Source organism: Nonomuraea sp. NPDC048826, assembly GCF_043198225.1.
GTDB lineage: Bacteria > Actinomycetota > Actinomycetes > Streptosporangiales > Streptosporangiaceae > Nonomuraea.
Window position 1 is genome coordinate 222,163 of sequence record NZ_JBICUQ010000001.1, and the last position, 15,985, is coordinate 238,147.

Below are 15,985 nucleotides of genomic sequence, written 5' to 3' on the forward strand. Positions count from 1 at the left end.
GGGTCAGTCCTCCTCGACGGGTCGGGGACGCTTCGCGTGGGCGGCGGGGATCGCGGCCGGGTAGGCGCGCTGCGTGCCCCGGGCCACCCATGCGGCCAGCGCCGACTTGGCCAGGTCGCCCGGCACGAAGATCAGGGTGGACCACGCCGCCGCGCCCAGGGAGAGACCGCCGAAGACGGCGAGCAGCGGGATGCCGAACAGGTAGACGACCCCCATGCCGCCGACCAGGCACGCTACCAGCAGGCGCGGCACGCTCGGACTGCGCCCCCCGGGCCCGCCGCGCTCCGCGATCCACCCGGTCACGAACGCGCCCGGCAGCCACCCGATCAGGAACCCCGCGGACGGCTGGGTGAAGGCGACCAGCCCGCCCCGGCCTCCGGCCAGCAGCGGCAGCCCCGTCGCGACCAGGGCCATCAGCACGGCCACGGCCAGCGCGGCCCGCCACGAGCCGAGGATCAGCCCGGCCAGCATGACGCCGAACGTCTGCAGGGTGATGGGCACCGCGCCGCCGAAGAGGTTCAGCGTGCCGGGCAGCCCCAGCACCGCGATCAGCGCGGCGAAGACGGCCACCCGGGCGACGTCTCCAGGGGAGAACCACTTCATCGCTCCTCCTAAGTAGGTGCGGCTCCGATCCCACACCACCCGGGCTCCCGGCACGCATGGAGGGTTGCCACAACGTTCCCCGCCGAGGAATGTCTCAGGTGGATGGGGGTGTGACGGATCGGGAGGAATACGCGACCCGGTACGGGCTAGAGACTACGTGCGACGAAGGGACGGGGATGACATCCAGCGGTCTGGGCGGAATCGTCGAATGGGTCACGGGTCTCATGGAAACGCTGGGCGCGCCCGGCGCCGGCATCGCGGTCGCGCTGGAGAACCTCTTCCCGCCGATCCCGAGTGAGGTCGTGCTGCCGCTGGCGGGATTCACGGTGAGCCAGGGCAATCTGGTCTTCTGGCAGGTTCTGGTGTGGACCACGCTCGGCTCGGTGGTGGGCGCGCTGGCGCTGTACGGGGTGGGGGCGCTGCTCGGCAAGGAGCGGGTGCACCGCCTGTTCGAGAAGGTGCCGCTGCTCAAGCTGGAGGACGTGCAGAAGAGCGAGGCCTGGTTCGACAGGCACGGCCGCAAGACGGTGTTCCTGGGCCGGATGGTCCCGGTGTTCCGGAGCCTCATCTCGGTCCCGGCGGGGTTCGAGCGGATGCCGCTGCCCACGTTCACCCTGTTCACCACCCTGGGCAGCCTGATCTGGAACACCGTGCTGGTGACCGCCGGCTACTTCCTGGGCGAGCAGTGGTCGATCGTGGAGACGTACGTCGGGATCTTCACGTACGTGGTGCTCGGGCTGATCGCGCTGGCCATCGGCGTCTTCGTCTGGAAGCGGCTGCGCGAGCGCCGCGAGGCCCCGCAGGACTGAGCTCAGCGGCGCTCGCCCGACCGGCCGGCGAGGGCGGCGGCAGCGGCGGCGCGGGCCGACTTGCCGTGCAGCCCGAGCTTGGCGTACACGTTCGACAGGTGCCGTTCGACCGTGCGCACCGACAGGAACAACCGGGCCGCGATCTCCTCGTTGCCCAGCCCGAGCATGACCAGGGTGAGCACCTCGCGCTCCCTGCCGGTGATCGCCTCACCCCGGCCGATCTGGGCCGGGACGCCCAGGAAGGCCCGCACCTCGGCGGAGAAGCGCAGCCAGGCCGGCTCCTCGGGCAGCATCAGGTGGTTGCGGCCGGGCAGCGCGACGAACCGGCTGTCCGGGATGAGCCCGGCCAGCGACCGCCCTTCCTCGCAGGGCGCCAGCCGGTCGCCCAGCACGTGCAGCACCAGCGCGGGCACCCGGAGCCGGCGGGCGGCCCCGGTCAGGTCGACCGGCGCCCAGGCGGCGCAGATGCGGGCCGCCTCCCGCCCGTCCGCGCTCTGCCCCATGCCCGCCACCAGCTGCTTCTTCAGCTCGCTCGACGCGTCGGGCAGCAGCAGGTCGGCGAAGACGTGCCGGAAGGCGGAGCCCACCCGGCCCCAGGCGATCTCGGTCACCCGCTCGAACAGCGCCACCTCGGCCGGGTCGCAGCCCGCCCAGTGGGCCCTGCCGCGCGCGGACGTCCCATAGAGCACGAGCCCGTTCACCCTTTCGGGATGCCGGGCGGCGTAGCCGACGGCGACGGTGCCGCCCTGGTAGGCGCCCAGCAGCGTGAACCGGTCGAGCCCGGCGGCGTCGACCACGGTCTCCAGGTCGCCCAGCCACCGGCCGAGCCCGTGCTCGGTGTCCCGGTCGGAGAGCCCGCTGCCTCGCTGGTCGTAGCGGAGCAGCGTGCGGTCGCCGGCCATGAGCTCCAGCCAGTGCCGCCAGACCGGGCTCGTCCTCTCCATCAGCAGGTGGGACATGGAGTGCGGGGCCCGGACCAGCGCCGGGCCCCGCCCGCTCACCTCGTACGCCAGCCGCACGCCGTCGGCGGTGCGGACGTGACGGATGCCTTCACCGTCGTTCATCCGTCGACGGTAATCAGGCCGGGTGGCGGTGGACCACGTACTCCTGCACACCTGTCAGTTCGAGCAGTGCGCGGCCGCGACCGCGCTCCAGTTCCCACCGGAGGGGGTGCGTTCGTGCGCGGTGACGGTGGTCCGGGTGCCCGGCTGGTTGCCGTTCACGGCCTCCGGCACCATGGCCTGCATGATGACGTCCCGGGACGAGTGGATGTTGAAGGTCCCGGCCGCCCCGGTCACCCGCATGCCCTGCGGACAGGTGGCCGTCGCGCTCTTGGGGCTCTGCGTGTCCCCGGGCGAGGTGTCGAAGTCCCGGCCGACGGACGAGAGCGGCACCTCCGCGCAGACGGCGTAGGCCGTGAGGGTCCACGGCTGGTCGTAGCCCGTGGGATCCTCCTTCGCGCTGGCGGCGGTGAAGCTGGGCGTGACCAGCGACAGCGGCCCCGTGCGGGTGACGGACACCTGGCCGCCACCGCCGGTCACGGCTGCTCCGGTCCCCATCACGACGGAGACGCCGGAGCAGGTGCTGCCCGCGCTCAGCTCGTCGGACGCCGGATCGTCCTGGATCGTGGTGCTCCGGATGACCATGCCCGGCAGCGGGTCGGAGCAGATGGCGTAACCGGTGACCGACCAGCTTCCGCTGACGCCGGTCTCGTCCTCGGCGGCGGCCACGTCGTAGCGGTCGCGGTTGTTGGTGTGCACCGGCTGCAGCCGGGTCGGGACCACGTGGGCGCCGCCGCCGTTGATCCGGAAGCCGCCGCCGGTCACCCGCTTGCCCTCGGGGCAGCGGGGCTGGGCGGTCTTCGGGGTGGTGGAGTCGAGTGCGCTGGTCACGCTGACCACCACCGCGCCCGGCAGCAGGTGGGTCTGCGGCTGGGTGGCCGCGGACACCCCCAGCAGCAGGATCGTGGCGGCCAACGCTTTCGGGATGAGCATGGCGTCTCCTGTCGAAGTCGATGCTGGACGCCATGGACGCTAGGCCGGGCGGCGCGCCGCGCTCATCCGTGACACCACCCATCCGGGGACACGTACGTGGTGGCCCCGGGCTCAGCCGAAGTGCGCGCCGAACCAGAGCCCGGCCAGGTCGGCGACCCGTTCCAGGGCGCCGGGCTCCTCGAACAGGTGGGTGGCGCCGGGGACGACCTCCAGGCGGCTCTCGCCGCCCAGCTCCCGCTGGGCCTCCCGGTTCAGCTCCAGCACCTGCTCGTCGTGGCCGCCCACGATGAGCAGGGTCGGGGCCCGTACGGACCCTAGACGGGCGCCCGCCAGGTCGGGGCGGCCGCCGCGGGACACGACGGCGGCCACTCCGGCGTCCGGCTCCGCGGCGGCCCACAGGGCGGCGGCCGCGCCGGTGCTCGCGCCGAAGTAGCCGAGCGGCAGCCGCGCCGCGGCCGGCTCCGCGCGCACCCGCCCCGTCGCCGCCAGCAGCCGGCCGGCCAGCAGCTCGATGTCGAACACGTTGGCCCGGTCGAGCTCCTCCTCCGGCGTCAGCAGGTCGAACAGGAAAGTGCCCAGGCCCGCCTCGTTCAGCGCCCCCGCCACGTACCTGTTGCGCGGGCTGCGGCTGCTGCTTCCGCTCCCGTGCACGAACACCACCATGCCGTGCGCCTCGTCCGGCACCACCAGCTGACCCGAGATCTCGGCGTCCATCCGCGCCACCTCCGCTCAAGCAGGGTGTCTACCCAGCTCGCGGGGGAGTCTTCCTGCGACGATGCCGGAGTGGGGGACCGATCGCGGCAACTGTTGCCGCCCTTCGAACGCATCGCGACGACCGGCAGGCTGATCTGGGAGCGGGCCCGCCGGCTGGGGCTGGGCGGATGGCTGCGGGCCGAGCGCGAGCCGCTGCTCCAAGGGGTGAAGGCGACGGTCGCGTCCGTGCTGGCCTGGTGGATCGCGGCGCGGGTGCTGGAGGCCAGGATGCCGGTGCTGGCCCCGATCGGGGTGCTGCTCACGATCTCGGCCACCGCCTACAGCACGGTCGTGCGGGGCGCGCAGCAGGTCGGCGCCGTGATCGTCGGGCTGGCCGGCGCCGCCGCGCTGATCTACCTGCTCGGGGTGAACGCGATCACGCTCGCCATCCTGATCGCGGGCGGGCTCGTGCTCACGCCGTTGCTCAACCTGCCCAAGCAGAACGTGCAGATCCCGATCACCGGCCTGCTGGTGTTCGCGCTGGGGGCCGGCTACAGCCTGGAGCGCCTGCTCGACCTGCTGCTGGGCGCCGTCATCGGCATCGTCGCCAACCTGGTCGTGCTGCCGCCCCGGTACGTGGAGGACGCCCGCAAGGAGCTGGCCGAGCTGGCCGGCGACATGGCGGCGCTGACGGCGGACATGGGCAAGGGGGTGCGCGGCTCGTGGGACGAGGACGCAGCGCGTCACTGGCTGGAACGCTCCCGCGAGGTGGACACCCGGCTGCGGGAGAGCCAGGAGGTCGCCGAGCAGGCCGCGGAGTCGGTCCGGCTGGTGCCGCTGGAGCGCCGCCGGCAGGACGAGCGGCTCGACCAGGTGGCCGAGGCCATGACCTGTCTGGATCACGCCTGCCTGCAGCTGCGCGCGCTCGCCCGGTCGCTCACCGACCTGGCGGCGGGGGTGCGGGGGCTGCCCGCCGAGGACGTCAACCGGGTGCCGTCGGCGCTCGGCGACGAGCTGATGGCCATCTCGCGGGCCTTCGCCGCGTTCGGGCGGCTCCAGCTGGGCCGCGGCAGTGTCAAGGACCTGGGCCGGCTGCGGACCGCGCTCCGCGAGGGCGGCGAGCATCAGGTGCTGGTCGCCGAGCGGGTCCCGGACACCGAGAACATCCGGCTCTGGTCGCTGCACGGGGCGATGCTGGACCAGTGCGCGGCCATCAGGCACGAGCTCGACCCGGAGGCCGGGCCGCACCAGGCGGCGTTTCCCGCCCGGCTCATCCCCGGCTGAGGACCGCCGCGGGGTGTCAGACGGCCGCGGTGTCGGCCCGGTCGGGGACGAAGCGGTAGCCGACGTTGCGGACGGTGCCGATCAGCGACTCGTACTCGGTGCCGAGCTTGGCCCGCAGCCGCCGCACGTGCACGTCGACGGTCCTGGTGCCGCCGAAGTAGTCGTAGCCCCAGACCTCCTGCAGCAGCTGGGCTCGGGTGAACACCCGGCCGGGGTGCTGGGCGAGGTACTTGAGCAGCTCGAACTCCTTGAACGTCAGGTCGAGCACCCGGCCGCGCAGCCGCGCCGTGTAGGTGGCCTCGTCGATCGACAGGTCGCCGCTGCGGATCTCGTCGGGGACGTCCTCGGCGGAGGCCTGCGAGATGCGGCCCACGGCCATGCGCAGCCGCGCCTCCACCTCGGCCGGGCCGGCGCTCTCCAGCAGCACGTCGTCGACCTGCCACTCGGCGGTCATGGCGGCCAGCCCGCCCTCGGTCACGACCACCAGCAGGGGACAGTCGATGCCGGTGGTGCGGATCAGCCGGCACAGGCTCTTGGCCTGCACGAGCTCTTTGCGGGCGTCGACCAGCACGGCGTCCGACGGAGGGGCGTCGATGAGCGCGGACGCCTCCGCGGGGGCGACACGGACCGAGTGGAGGAGCAACCCCAGCGCAGGGAGCACTTCGGCGGACGGCTCGAGCGCGTTGGTGAGCAGGAGCAGGTTGCTCATGTCGGCCTCCCCTTGAACAAGGAAGGACCCGGGGGCTACGTCGCCCGAGTCCTGTAGGCGAGGATAACCCACGAGCGAGACACGTCCATTGGGCGTCCGGCAGATGAACGGCAGGTCGCCTGCAACGACCGGGTAAACAGGAACGCACAATGGTGAATGACGATTGGTGAGGTGCCCATGGCCTGCGGAAAAGTGCGTTATTGGGCCGCCGCAAAGTCGGCGGCGGGAGTGGCTGAAGAGGAGTTCGAGGCCGCCACGCTGGGCGAACTCATGACGAAAATCACAGCTGATCGCGCCGAACTCGCCCGGGTGGTCGGCAGATCGTCATTTTTGATCGACGGTTCGCCCGTGGGCAGGAGGCCGCACGGCGAGGTCGAACTCCGCGACGGCGTGACGGTCGAGGTGCTCCCGCCCTTCGCGGGCGGGTGATCTTCCGGTCTGTCGGGGAATGAGCCGATAAGCTTCTTGACCCCCGGCCCGAGACAGGGAGTGCGATGCGCAAGCTGCTCGTTTTCCTGATCCTGCTCGTCGTCCTCCTCGCCGTGCTCGACCGGGTGGCGGTCGCGGGCGTGCAGCGCGATCTCGCCAACCGGATCGCCGCCGCCTCCGACGTGCAGGGCACGCCGGAGGTGGAGATCACCGGCATCCCCTTCCTGACCCAGGCGGTCTCCGGTCACTACCAGGAGGTGCGGTTCGACCTCGGCACGCTGCGTTACGGCGGGGTGCCGATCGAGAACCTCAAGGGGGCGGCGTACGACGTGACCGCGCCGCTGGCGGACCTCCTGCAGAACAGGGCCGACATCCGGGCCGGCCGGGTCGCCGTCAGCGGCACGCTGACCAACGAGACCATCGACAGGTTCGCCCCGCAGGGCGTGAAGATCAGCGGCAAGGGTGACCGGTTCGTCGCCTCGGGCGAGCTGATGGTGGGCGCCCAGAAGGTCAAGTTCAACGCGGAGATGAAGGTCGAGATGACCGAGGGAGGCGTCCGGCTGCAGGCGGAGAAGATCGAGGGAGTGCCCGCCCAGCTCGCCCGGTTCGTCAGCTACACGATCCCGTTCAAGGGGAAGCTGCCCTTCGACGTGAAGGTGACCGGGGTGAAGAGCGTGCCCGGAGGTCTGCAGATCTCCGCCGAGGCGTCTGACGTGCCGATCCGTGGATGACCGTGAACCGACTCCGCCCGTCGTACGTGATGAGGGTGTGAGCTCAGCTGGCACCGCCGACGAGGAACTCGTGAGGACCCTGTTCGACGAGCATGCCGGGCCACTGTACGGATACGTACTGCGACTGACAGGTGACTCGGGACGGGCGGAGGACGTGGTGCAGGAGACGCTGCTGCGGGCGTGGCGGCATCCCGGCGCTTTCCAGGACCGCCCGATCCGCGCCTGGCTGTTCACCGTGGCCCGCAACCTCGTCGTCGACCAGCACCGCGCCCGCAAGGCCCGACCGCCCGAGACGGGCGACGAGGCGCTGGCCGTGCTGCCCGCCGACGACGACCTGGAACGCGCGGTCGAGTCGTGGGCGGTGGCGGAGGCGTTAGCTGCGCTGCGGCCCGAGCATCGCGAGGTGCTCATGGAGGTCTACTACCGGGGGAGATCGGTGAAGGAGGCGTCGGCGAAACTGGGCATCCCGCCGGGCACGGTCAAGTCACGCACGTACTACGCGCTGCGGGCGCTCAAGCTCGCGCTGGAAGAGCGGGGGCTGGCGCCGTGATGACGTGTGAGGAGGTCCGGCTGGCGCTCGGCGCGCACGCGCTCGGCGCGCTCGACCCGCGGGAAGCGGAGGAGATCGACCTCCACCTGGCCACGTGCGAGGAGTGCGGCGGCGAACTGGAGGAACTGGCCGGCGTCGCCGGATTCCTGGGCAAGGTGTCCGAGCGGGACGTCGAGCTGGTCGCCAGCCCGCCCAGGCGGGTGCTCGAACGGCTGCTGACCGACCGCGTCAGGCGGCGCAGGCGGGCCCGCGCGCTCATGGCCGTCGCAGCCGCGGCGGCGGTGGTCGGCGTGGGCGGCGTCGTATGGTCCACCATGCCCGGAGAGAGCCCGACGGCCGCCTCCGCGCCGGTCTCCGACCACGCCGCCCAGTCCGAGCGCCAGGCCCAGCCCCAGCCGGAACCCGAGGCCGAGGCGGGCGACACGGCCCGGTCGGAGGCGGCCGAGGACGCCACCGAGCCGCAGGACGCCGAGGCGCTCTCGACCACCGGCCAGAAGCCCTTCTCCGAGGCCCGGCCCAAGGCGTCGCCCACGGGCACGCCCGCGCCGCTGCGCTCGTCCCTGGGACGCGTGTTCACCAGGTCCGCCGCCGGCCACAAGGCCACGGTGACCGCCGCGCCCGACGGCCCGCGCACCGATCTGATGGTGCGGGTCGAAGGGGTGAAGGTGGGCACCGACTGCAGGCTGGAGGTCGTCGCCCGTGACGGCTCCAGGGAGCGGACCGAGCCGTGGCGGATCAGCCGCGCGACCTACGAGGACGACGCGGTCTTCCGGTACGAGTCGAGCACGGCGATGGCCGACATCGCCGCCTTCGAGATCTTCGGCGACGACGCGCTGCTGCTGCGCATCCCGGTGACCAGGAAATAGCCGGGAAGCAATCGGCGGCGCCGGTGGTTGCACCGGAGGATGACTGGACTGTGGGTGGCGCTGGCCACGTTGGCGCTCGGAGCGGCGATCGGGGTGGTTCGGCTGCGCACGGACGGACGCGTACGCGACCGCGATCCCGGCGACCGGCTGGGCGCCGCCGAGCTGGGCGCCGAGCTGGGGGAGCGGGCCACGCTCGTGCAGTTCTCCACCGCCTTCTGCCAGCCGTGCCGGGCGACGCGGCGGATCCTCGCCGACGTGAGCGCGATGGTGCCCGGCGTGGCGCACGTGGAGATCGACGCCGAGTCCCGGCTGGACCTCGTACGGCGGCTCGACGTGATGCGCACGCCGACCGTCTTCGTGCTCGACGCGCGGGGCGCCATCGTGCGCAAGGCGGCCGGGCAGCCCAGAAAGGCCGACGTGCTGGCCGCGCTCGGCGGGGCCGTGTCTCACGATTCGTCTCACAAGCCGGACGACATGTGACAGATGTCGAGACGCCGAGTAGTCTTCTCGGCATGAACCCATCGACAGAGCTGCTCACGAAGCGGCGCGCGGTTGATTTCTGCCGCGTCGCGACCGCGCTCTGTCGCGCTGCCTGAGGACGGTCTCGCGCGGGCTTCCGGTCCGCCCCCTTTCGACCCCTTCAGGAGCATCCCACGATGCGTGCCGACCCCAGGGCGCTGCGCTTCGGCGCGGCCATCACCACTCTGATCCTCGTCCTCGTCCTGGTGACGGGCAGCGCTTGGCTGCTCGCCGCCCAGGCCGTGGTGTTCGCGTTCGGCATCGCGGGCAGATCACCGTACGGGATGCTTTTCAAGGCGCTCGTCAAGAGCGCTCCGAAGGAGACCGAAGACTCCCGCCCGCCGCGCTTCGCGCAGGGGGTGGGGCTGGTCTTCGCGGTCGCCGGGCTGGCCGGGTTCTTCGCCGGGATCACGCCGCTGGCCCTGGGGGCCACGGCTGCGGCCCTCCTCGCCGCCTTCCTCAACGCAGCCTTCGGATTCTGCCTTGGCTGCGAAATGTATCTGCTGATTCGCCGTATATTGCCCGCCGCCAACATGGAGGTACCACAATGAGCCGCTCCGCCGTCCTGGTGGATGCCGACTGGGTCGAGGCCAACCTCGACACTCCGGGTGTCGTTTTCGTCGAGGTCGACGAAGACACCAGCGCCTACGACAAGGGCCACATCCGTGGCGCAGTGAAGATCGACTGGAGGCAGGACCTGCAGGACCCGGTCCGCCGCGACTTCGTGGACAAGACCGGTTTCGAGGCTCTGCTCTCCGAGCGCGGCATCTCCAACGACGACACCGTCGTCCTCTACGGCGGCAACAACAACTGGTTCGCGGCCTACGCCTACTGGTACTTCAAGCTGTACGGCCACGACGACGTCAAGCTGCTCGACGGCGGCCGCAAGAAGTGGGAGCTGGAGTCGCGCGAGCTGGTCACCGACGTGGCCGAGCGCGCCAAGACGCAGTACGTCGTCGCCAAGGAGAACACCGGCATCCGCGCCTTCCGCGACGACGTGGTCGCCGCGATCGGCAAGCTCAACCTGGTCGACGTCCGCTCGCCCGACGAGTTCACCGGCAAGCTGCTCGCGCCCGCCCACCTGCCGCAGGAGTCGGCGCAGCGCGGCGGCCACGTGCCGACCGCCCGCAACATCCCGTGGTCCAAGGCGGCCAACGACGACGGCACCTTCAGGTCCGACGACGAGCTGCGCACCCTCTACACCGAGGCGGGCGTCGACTTCGGCAAGGACACCATCGCCTACTGCCGCATCGGCGAGCGTTCCGCCCACACCTGGTTCGTCCTGCACGAGCTGCTCGACCAGGAGAACGTGAAGAACTACGACGGTTCGTGGACCGAGTACGGCTCGCTCGTGGGCGTGCCGATCGAGCTGGGGGAGGCCCGATGAGCGCGCAGGGTTGCGGAGCGCCGGAGCAGACCATCGCGCTGCCGGCCGGGATCGATCTGTCCAACCAGGCGGTGATCCAGGGCAGGGTCACCGGCACCGGCACCGCCTACGCGCGGCTGCTCGACCACACCGGTGAGTTCACCGGCGAGGTCGTGGTGTCCGACGAGGGAGTCTTCCGCTTCTTCGCCGGTCCCGGCGACTGGACCGTACGCATCATCGCGGGCGGCGGCGTCACCCGCGACGTCCAGGTGCAGGCCAGGCTCGGCGAGGTGGCCGAGCTCGCCGTCGCCGTCTGACGAGACCACCCGCACGGGCCCGCGTCCTTCCCGGACGCGGGCCCTTCGCGTGCGGCCGGACCCGCCGCCTAGGACTCCCGGGCGCGCCGCAGCCCGAGGAACTCCAGCACCGCGTACGCGGCGACCACCGCCGCACCGGTCAGCATGAACGCCACGCCCAGGCCGGTCAGCGGCATCGCCCCCGCGAGCACCAGGACCACGAGCGCCGCGCACGACAGCGTGTTGCCCGCGACGACCAGCCCGACGTACCGGACAGGGATCCGGGGATAGCCGGCGATCAGGCCGAGGGCGGCGGCCCCGCCGAGCATGGCCACGCCCAACGGCACCGACCAGGCCGGCGGCAGCCCGAACCAGTCGCCGACCGGCCGCCAGGCGGCGAGCAGGACCACGCCGAAGACGGCGGTGCTCCAGCCGTCGACGCGCAGGATCGTCCGGAGCCGGTCCGCCGCGCCGCCGCCCACCGTGATACGCCGTTCGGCCGCCGCCCCGATCGCCGTGCTCATCCCGACCACTCCTTCGTCTCCGCTGGGATCCTCAGGGAAAGACCATGTCACCGCCCCGGTCGTGGCCTCAATGACCTCCGAGGTCATGGCGGCGCCTACCCGGCGACGGCCTAGGCTCCTTGCGCATGGACACCCGACAGTCACCGGCCGGGACGCTCCTGCGCGAATGGCGCCGCCGTCGCCGGCTCAGCCAGCTCGACCTCTCGCTCCTGGCCGACACCTCCGCCCGTCACCTGTCGTACCTGGAGACCGGCCGATCCCGCCCGAGCCAGGCGATGCTGCTGCGCCTGTCGGCCGCGCTGGACATCCCGCTGCGCGAACGCAACACCCTGCTGCTGGCCGCCGGCTACGCCCCCGCGTACCAGGAGAGCAGCCTCGACGACGCGTACATTGCCTCGATCCGGGCGGCGCTGGAGACCATGCTGGCGGCGCACGAGCCGTACCCGGCGGTCGTCGTGGACCGGCTGTGGAACGTCCTGGAGGGCAACCGCGCCATGGCCGTCCTCATGGACGGCGTCCCGCCGCACCTGCTGGAGCCGCGCCCGAACGTCTTCCGGCTGGCGCTGCACCCCGAAGGGCTCGCCGCGCGGCTGTCCAACCTGAGCGAGGTGCGCGAGCTGTTCCTGCGGCGGCTGCTGCGCCAGGTCAACGCCACCGGCGACGCCGACCTGCGCGCCCTGTACGAGGAGGTGTCCCGCTACCCCGTACCCGAAGGCGGCGACCGGTCCGGCGACGGCCCGCCTCACCGGCCGAGCCCCATCCAGGTGCCGCTGCGCTTCCGCACGCCGTTCGGCGAGCTGGCCATGTTCAGCACCATGGCCACGTTCGGCGCCCCGGCCGACGTGACGCTGTCGGAGCTGGCGATCGAGCTGTTCTACCCGCTGGACGACTTCACCGCCGGCACGCTGCGCGCCCTCGCGGGTGCTCAGAGCTCGGCCGGGTGACGCTTCGCAGGTGCTCAGGGCGTGGCCGAGTGACGCAGGAGCCTTCGCGGGCGCTCAGAGCTTGGCCGGGTAGCGCATGAGCAGGGTGGCGTGCACGACGTCGGAGCCCGTCGCGTGGTAGAGGTGCGGGACGTCCGAGCGCCACGAGATGTGCTCGCCCGGCCCCGCCGTCAGCGGCGCGTCGAGCGGCCCGGCCGCGAGCGTGCCGGTGAAGACCGTGATGTGCTCCGTCACGCCCTCCAGGTGGGCCGGTGAGCTCTGGGTGATCCCCGGCGGGACGCGCAGCCGGTAGAGCTCGTAGGTGACGTGGTCGTCCTCGAAGAGCTCCAGCAGCGCTGCCTCCACGGCGGTGCCGCGGATGTTCCGGGGCTCGGGCGGAGAGTCGAGAATCGCCCCGATCGGCACGCCGAGCTGGGCGGTGATGGCCCAGAGCGTCTCCAGGGTGGGGTTGCGGGTGCCGGTCTCGACGCCGGACAGCGTGGCCTTGCCGATGCCCGCCCGCCGGGCGAGCTCCGACAGCGAGACCCCGCGCGCCTGGCGCAGCTGCCGCACCCGCTGACCGATCACGCGCGGATCGGTGTCCAGCGCGGGCCGCGAGTCCATGGGGCCATGATGCATCCTCGGCCGACCGCCCGCGCCGGGGTTTCCGCCGGGGAGCCGGACGGGCCGGTCAACCGGTCCTGACTTGTTGTCCGGATGCTGCTGCGGCAGATCGGGGCAGGCCGCTACGATTCCACGGATGTCCGGATCAACTGGTGTGATGGCGCCGCCCCGGCCCGGCCCAGCACCGGGGCAGCGGATGCCGTCGCCGTTCTCGCTGCCCGCGCACACCCTGCGGATCGCCGGGAAATGCGCGCTGCCCCTGATCCTCTGGTTCGCCGCCGGCGAAGTGGTCCGGTACGTGCTGCTGTACGCGGGCACGGAGGTCGCCTACGGGGAATGGCGCCAGGTCCGCCTGGTCGCCGTGATGACGCTGCTCACCCTGGTGGTGCTGGCGGCCATGACCGTCACCACCGGCATGCTCCACAGCCTGCGCGGCGCGCTCTGGGAGATCCGGGCCCGAGCCGCCGACGGGATCGAGGACGAGCGCTTCTTCCGCACCCTCGACCGGATGGCGCCCGCCTTCGCGGTCCTCTACCTCGCCTGGGGCTTCCACACCGAGGACGCGCGCGACTTCCAGCAGATGGACCTGCTGCACCACTTCTACGACATGACCGAAGCCCAGTGGTTCGGCGAGGAGACCCACGTCGGCGCCAGCCTCGCCGACCTCGACTGGCGGGTCTCGCTGGGCGCGATGGGGGTCACCTTCCTGCTGAAGCTGCTCTTCGCCAAGCTGGTGGAGAAGGGCAAAGGCCGCTTCTACGGGTTCGCGGCCGCCTTCTCCGAGTTCGGCTTCGTCTTCTACGGGCTGAACGCGACGGTCGCCTTCGCCGACGCCCGCGCCGAATGGACCGACAGCCGCGCGGCCGTGGTCGGCACCAGGCAGGCGCTGGAGACGGCCAAGGAGACGGTCCCGGCCTGGGAGGCGTTCACGGACGCGTTCGGCGCCTTCTGGCCGCTGTTCCTGGACGCCGTGGCCATCCCGCTCGCCTGGCTCACCGTCGCCATGCTCGTCTTCGGCGCCTTCTCCGACGAGAAGCGCACCCTGGTCAAGGGCACACTCCTGGAGAAGGGCGTCGAACGGCTGGAAAGCAGCCACGACATCACCCAGAAGTCGTTCGACCACGTGACCAGCGGGTTCATGGACCGCTGGCTGCCGCTGGCCAACTCCTTGCGCATGATCGTCAAGGGTGGCGCGCCGCTGTTCGGCATGATGTGCCTGTGCTACGTGGTCCTCACCGTGGGCTCCCGTTACGCCGACCGCGCCGTCCGCACGCTCATCGGGTCCGAGATCGACTGGGCCTGGATGTACGTCGGCGCGCCGGTCTGGTTCCTCCGCGAACTGCTGGTCACCTCGCTGACCATGGCGCTCCTGGCTGCCACCTTCGACCTCGCCGCCACCCGCGCCCGGCTCCGCGGCGAGCCGCTCAACGCCTCTTGAACGTCAGCTCGAACAGGTTGTCGATGCTGACCGCCTCCGAGTCCCTCTTGAAGAGATCCTCGGTGGGGGTGTCGGAACGGTACGAGCTCGGCCTGAACGAGAGCTCCACCTCGTCCTTGACCGGGGTGGGCACCTTGGCCACCCCCTCCACCCGGTACTCCTTGCCCACCACCAGCCGGTCGGTCGGCCGCTCGCCCGGCACCCAGTCCACGGCCCAGCTACGGCCCGCCCTGTCGGTCAGCTTGAGCTCCGTAGGCAGCGCGGTCATGGGCGCGCTGTCCTCGTCCACGACCTTCTGCCTGACGTCGATCGCGAGATAGGTGACCTCGGGACCGTGCTTGTTGTCCTCCGGCGGATCGGTCGGGGCGACGGCGGCCTTCCACTCGATGCCGTACACCTCGTACGAACCGCCCGCCGGGACCGTCACCTGCTTCGGATACAGCCCCCTGGTGGTGACGGACTCGTAGAACTGGTAGCCGTCGAACCCCTGCGCGGCGGTGGCGAGCAAGGACGCCACGACGGCGCCCGCGGCGACGAGCACCATCCGCCCCCGCGACCTACGACCCTTCCGCGACCCCGCCCCACCGCCCGACTCCACATCCCCACCGACACCCGCGGCGCCCGCAGCTCCGGCACCCGCGACTCCGGGGGCGCCTGCGGCTCCGGCGGCTCCGGCGGCGCTCGAGGTCCCGACGCCCGCAGCACCAGCGACACCCGCAGCACCAGCGGCGCCCAACGCACCAACGGCGCCCACAGCGCCAGCTGCACCGACCGCACCGGCGGCGCCCGCAGCGCTGACCCCAGCAGCTCCCAGCGCCCCTGCGGTGCCCAGGGCTCCCGCGCCGCCTCCAGCAGCACCGGCAACGCCTCCGGCTCCAGCGCCGCCTCCGGCCCCGGCTCCAGCGCCGCCTCCGGCCCCGGCGAACCCCGGTGTCCCCGGGGCAGGAGCCGGTGCAGTCATGCCCAGCCTGGCACTCGCCGGGGCTCCCGGCGGGCCCATCCCCGCCCCAGCCGCCCCGCTCCCAGCTCCCGGCCCGGCCATACCCGGCCCGGCCGCTCCAGCCCCTGTTCCTGGCCCCTGTCCGGCCATCCCCGGCCCGCCTGCACCGGGTCCTGTTCCTGGCCCGGCCATCCCAGGCCCGGCCGTGCCGGCTCCTGGTCCCTGTCCGGCCATCCCAGGCCCGGCCACGCCGGGTCCTGATCCTGGTCCGGGCATCCCTGGTCCGGGCATCCCTGGTCCGGGCATCCCTGGTCCGGGCATCCCTGGTCCGGGCGCACCCGGCCCGGTTCCGGGCCCCGGCGTGCCGGGGGCGGGTGTGCCAGGGGTCAGGGTGGGGTCCGCGGTTCCGGTGAAGGGGCGACCCTGGGCGGTGCCGGGGGGCAGGGGCATGCCGGATCGTACGGCGGGGATGGGTTGCGTGGAGCCGATGGCTTCGCGGCGCGGCGCGGGGGGCCAGACCTGCTGGTCGGGGGGTGCGTTCCGGCCTCGGATGGGCGGCATCACGGGGATCTCGGGCTGCCCGCCAGGAGGGCCGTACGGCTGTCCACCCGGAGGTCCGTACGGCTGAGCGCCCGGTCCGTGGCCCGGCTCACCGCCCCACCCCGGCGGAGGCGCCCCGTGCCCTGG

Annotated in this window: 20 protein-coding genes; 12 read left to right on the top strand and 8 right to left on the bottom strand. The window is 72.2% G+C overall.

Annotated features, from left to right (window positions below; all coding sequences use genetic code 11):
• Window positions 1-3: 3 nt before the first annotated feature.
• On the bottom strand, window positions 4-603 hold the full coding sequence (locus ACGFI7_RS01235) for a biotin transporter BioY (RefSeq protein WP_393397780.1): 600 nt from the start codon (window positions 601-603) through the stop codon (window positions 4-6).
• Window positions 604-779: 176 nt separating this feature from the next.
• Between ACGFI7_RS01235 and ACGFI7_RS01240 the strand changes: the two genes are divergently transcribed.
• Window positions 780-1,412, top strand: a complete 633-nt coding sequence (locus tag ACGFI7_RS01240) for a DedA family protein (RefSeq protein WP_393397782.1) — start codon at window positions 780-782, stop codon at window positions 1,410-1,412.
• 2 nt (window positions 1,413-1,414) lie between these two features.
• On the opposite strand, the gene ACGFI7_RS01245 is transcribed toward ACGFI7_RS01240, so the two are convergent.
• The 3 genes from ACGFI7_RS01245 to ACGFI7_RS01255 form a co-directional block, all read right to left on the bottom strand.
• Window positions 1,415-2,476: an alpha/beta fold hydrolase gene (locus tag ACGFI7_RS01245; protein ID WP_393397784.1), complete on the bottom strand. Its 1,062-nt coding sequence runs from the start codon at window positions 2,474-2,476 to the stop codon at window positions 1,415-1,417.
• 54 nt (window positions 2,477-2,530) lie between these two features.
• Window positions 2,531-3,406, bottom strand: a complete 876-nt coding sequence (locus ACGFI7_RS01250) for a hypothetical protein (RefSeq protein ID WP_393397786.1) — start codon at window positions 3,404-3,406, stop codon at window positions 2,531-2,533.
• A 111-nt stretch (window positions 3,407-3,517) separates the two neighbouring features.
• Window positions 3,518-4,120: a dienelactone hydrolase family protein gene (locus tag ACGFI7_RS01255; protein WP_393397788.1), complete on the bottom strand. Its 603-nt coding sequence runs from the start codon at window positions 4,118-4,120 to the stop codon at window positions 3,518-3,520.
• A gap of 69 nt (window positions 4,121-4,189) precedes the next feature.
• Here ACGFI7_RS01255 and ACGFI7_RS01260 point away from each other — a divergent pair, with 69 nt between their 5' ends.
• Window positions 4,190-5,383 carry an aromatic acid exporter family protein gene (locus ACGFI7_RS01260; protein ID WP_393397790.1) on the top strand — a complete coding sequence of 398 codons (1,194 nt, stop codon included), beginning with the start codon at window positions 4,190-4,192 and terminating at the stop codon, window positions 5,381-5,383.
• Between the two features lie 16 nt (window positions 5,384-5,399).
• Here ACGFI7_RS01260 and ACGFI7_RS01265 read toward each other — a convergent pair whose 3' ends face one another.
• Window positions 5,400-6,092, bottom strand: a complete 693-nt coding sequence (locus tag ACGFI7_RS01265) for a winged-helix domain-containing protein (protein WP_393397792.1) — start codon at window positions 6,090-6,092, stop codon at window positions 5,400-5,402.
• Between the two features lie 177 nt (window positions 6,093-6,269).
• Here ACGFI7_RS01265 and ACGFI7_RS01270 point away from each other — a divergent pair, with 177 nt between their 5' ends.
• The 8 genes from ACGFI7_RS01270 to ACGFI7_RS01305 all read left to right on the top strand — a co-directional run bounded on the left by ACGFI7_RS01270 (window position 6,270) and on the right by ACGFI7_RS01305 (window position 10,870).
• A complete protein-coding gene (locus tag ACGFI7_RS01270; protein WP_393399565.1) occupies window positions 6,270-6,521 on the top strand; it encodes a MoaD/ThiS family protein in 252 nt (83 codons plus the stop codon).
• Between the two features lie 65 nt (window positions 6,522-6,586).
• Entirely contained in the window at window positions 6,587-7,252 is a 666-nt protein-coding gene (locus tag ACGFI7_RS01275) for a DUF2993 domain-containing protein (RefSeq protein ID WP_393397794.1), read from the top strand.
• A gap of 37 nt (window positions 7,253-7,289) precedes the next feature.
• On the top strand, window positions 7,290-7,802 hold the full coding sequence (locus tag ACGFI7_RS01280) for a sigma-70 family RNA polymerase sigma factor (protein ID WP_393397796.1): 513 nt from the start codon (window positions 7,290-7,292) through the stop codon (window positions 7,800-7,802).
• Window positions 7,802-8,668 (top strand): zf-HC2 domain-containing protein, encoded by an 867-nt coding sequence (locus ACGFI7_RS01285; RefSeq protein WP_393397798.1) that lies wholly within the window; start codon window positions 7,802-7,804, stop codon window positions 8,666-8,668. The genes ACGFI7_RS01280 and ACGFI7_RS01285 overlap by 1 nt, the downstream gene beginning before the upstream one ends.
• A gap of 102 nt (window positions 8,669-8,770) precedes the next feature.
• Entirely contained in the window at window positions 8,771-9,148 is a 378-nt protein-coding gene (locus ACGFI7_RS01290; protein WP_393399568.1) for a TlpA family protein disulfide reductase, read from the top strand.
• 176 nt (window positions 9,149-9,324) lie between these two features.
• A complete protein-coding gene (locus ACGFI7_RS01295; protein WP_393397800.1) occupies window positions 9,325-9,738 on the top strand; it encodes a DUF4395 domain-containing protein in 414 nt (137 codons plus the stop codon).
• The gene (locus ACGFI7_RS01300) at window positions 9,735-10,574 is read left to right on the top strand and encodes a sulfurtransferase (protein ID WP_393397802.1); all 840 of its coding nucleotides are present in this window, start codon (window positions 9,735-9,737) and stop codon (window positions 10,572-10,574) included. The genes ACGFI7_RS01295 and ACGFI7_RS01300 overlap by 4 nt, the downstream gene beginning before the upstream one ends.
• On the top strand, window positions 10,571-10,870 hold the full coding sequence (locus ACGFI7_RS01305; RefSeq protein ID WP_393397804.1) for a DUF1416 domain-containing protein: 300 nt from the start codon (window positions 10,571-10,573) through the stop codon (window positions 10,868-10,870). Before ACGFI7_RS01300 ends, ACGFI7_RS01305 begins: the two co-directional genes overlap by 4 nt.
• 68 nt (window positions 10,871-10,938) lie before the next feature.
• Here ACGFI7_RS01305 and ACGFI7_RS01310 read toward each other — a convergent pair whose 3' ends face one another.
• Window positions 10,939-11,373, bottom strand: coding sequence for a hypothetical protein (locus ACGFI7_RS01310; RefSeq protein ID WP_393397806.1), 435 nt, complete (start codon window positions 11,371-11,373; stop codon window positions 10,939-10,941).
• 125 nt (window positions 11,374-11,498) lie between these two features.
• Here ACGFI7_RS01310 and ACGFI7_RS01315 point away from each other — a divergent pair, with 125 nt between their 5' ends.
• On the top strand, window positions 11,499-12,317 hold the full coding sequence (locus tag ACGFI7_RS01315; protein WP_393397808.1) for a helix-turn-helix domain-containing protein: 819 nt from the start codon (window positions 11,499-11,501) through the stop codon (window positions 12,315-12,317).
• 54 nt (window positions 12,318-12,371) lie between these two features.
• Here ACGFI7_RS01315 and ACGFI7_RS01320 read toward each other — a convergent pair whose 3' ends face one another.
• Complete coding sequence (locus ACGFI7_RS01320) at window positions 12,372-12,920, bottom strand: helix-turn-helix domain-containing protein (RefSeq protein ID WP_393397810.1); 549 nt, start codon at window positions 12,918-12,920, stop codon at window positions 12,372-12,374.
• Between the two features lie 136 nt (window positions 12,921-13,056).
• Between ACGFI7_RS01320 and ACGFI7_RS01325 the strand changes: the two genes are divergently transcribed.
• Entirely contained in the window at window positions 13,057-14,358 is a 1,302-nt protein-coding gene (locus ACGFI7_RS01325) for a hypothetical protein (protein WP_393397812.1), read from the top strand.
• Here the strand turns inward: ACGFI7_RS01325 and ACGFI7_RS01330 are convergent.
• A complete protein-coding gene (locus tag ACGFI7_RS01330) occupies window positions 14,345-14,902 on the bottom strand; it encodes a hypothetical protein (protein ID WP_393397814.1) in 558 nt (185 codons plus the stop codon). The genes ACGFI7_RS01325 and ACGFI7_RS01330 overlap by 14 nt on opposite strands.
• Between the last annotated feature and the right edge of the window lie 1,083 nt (window positions 14,903-15,985).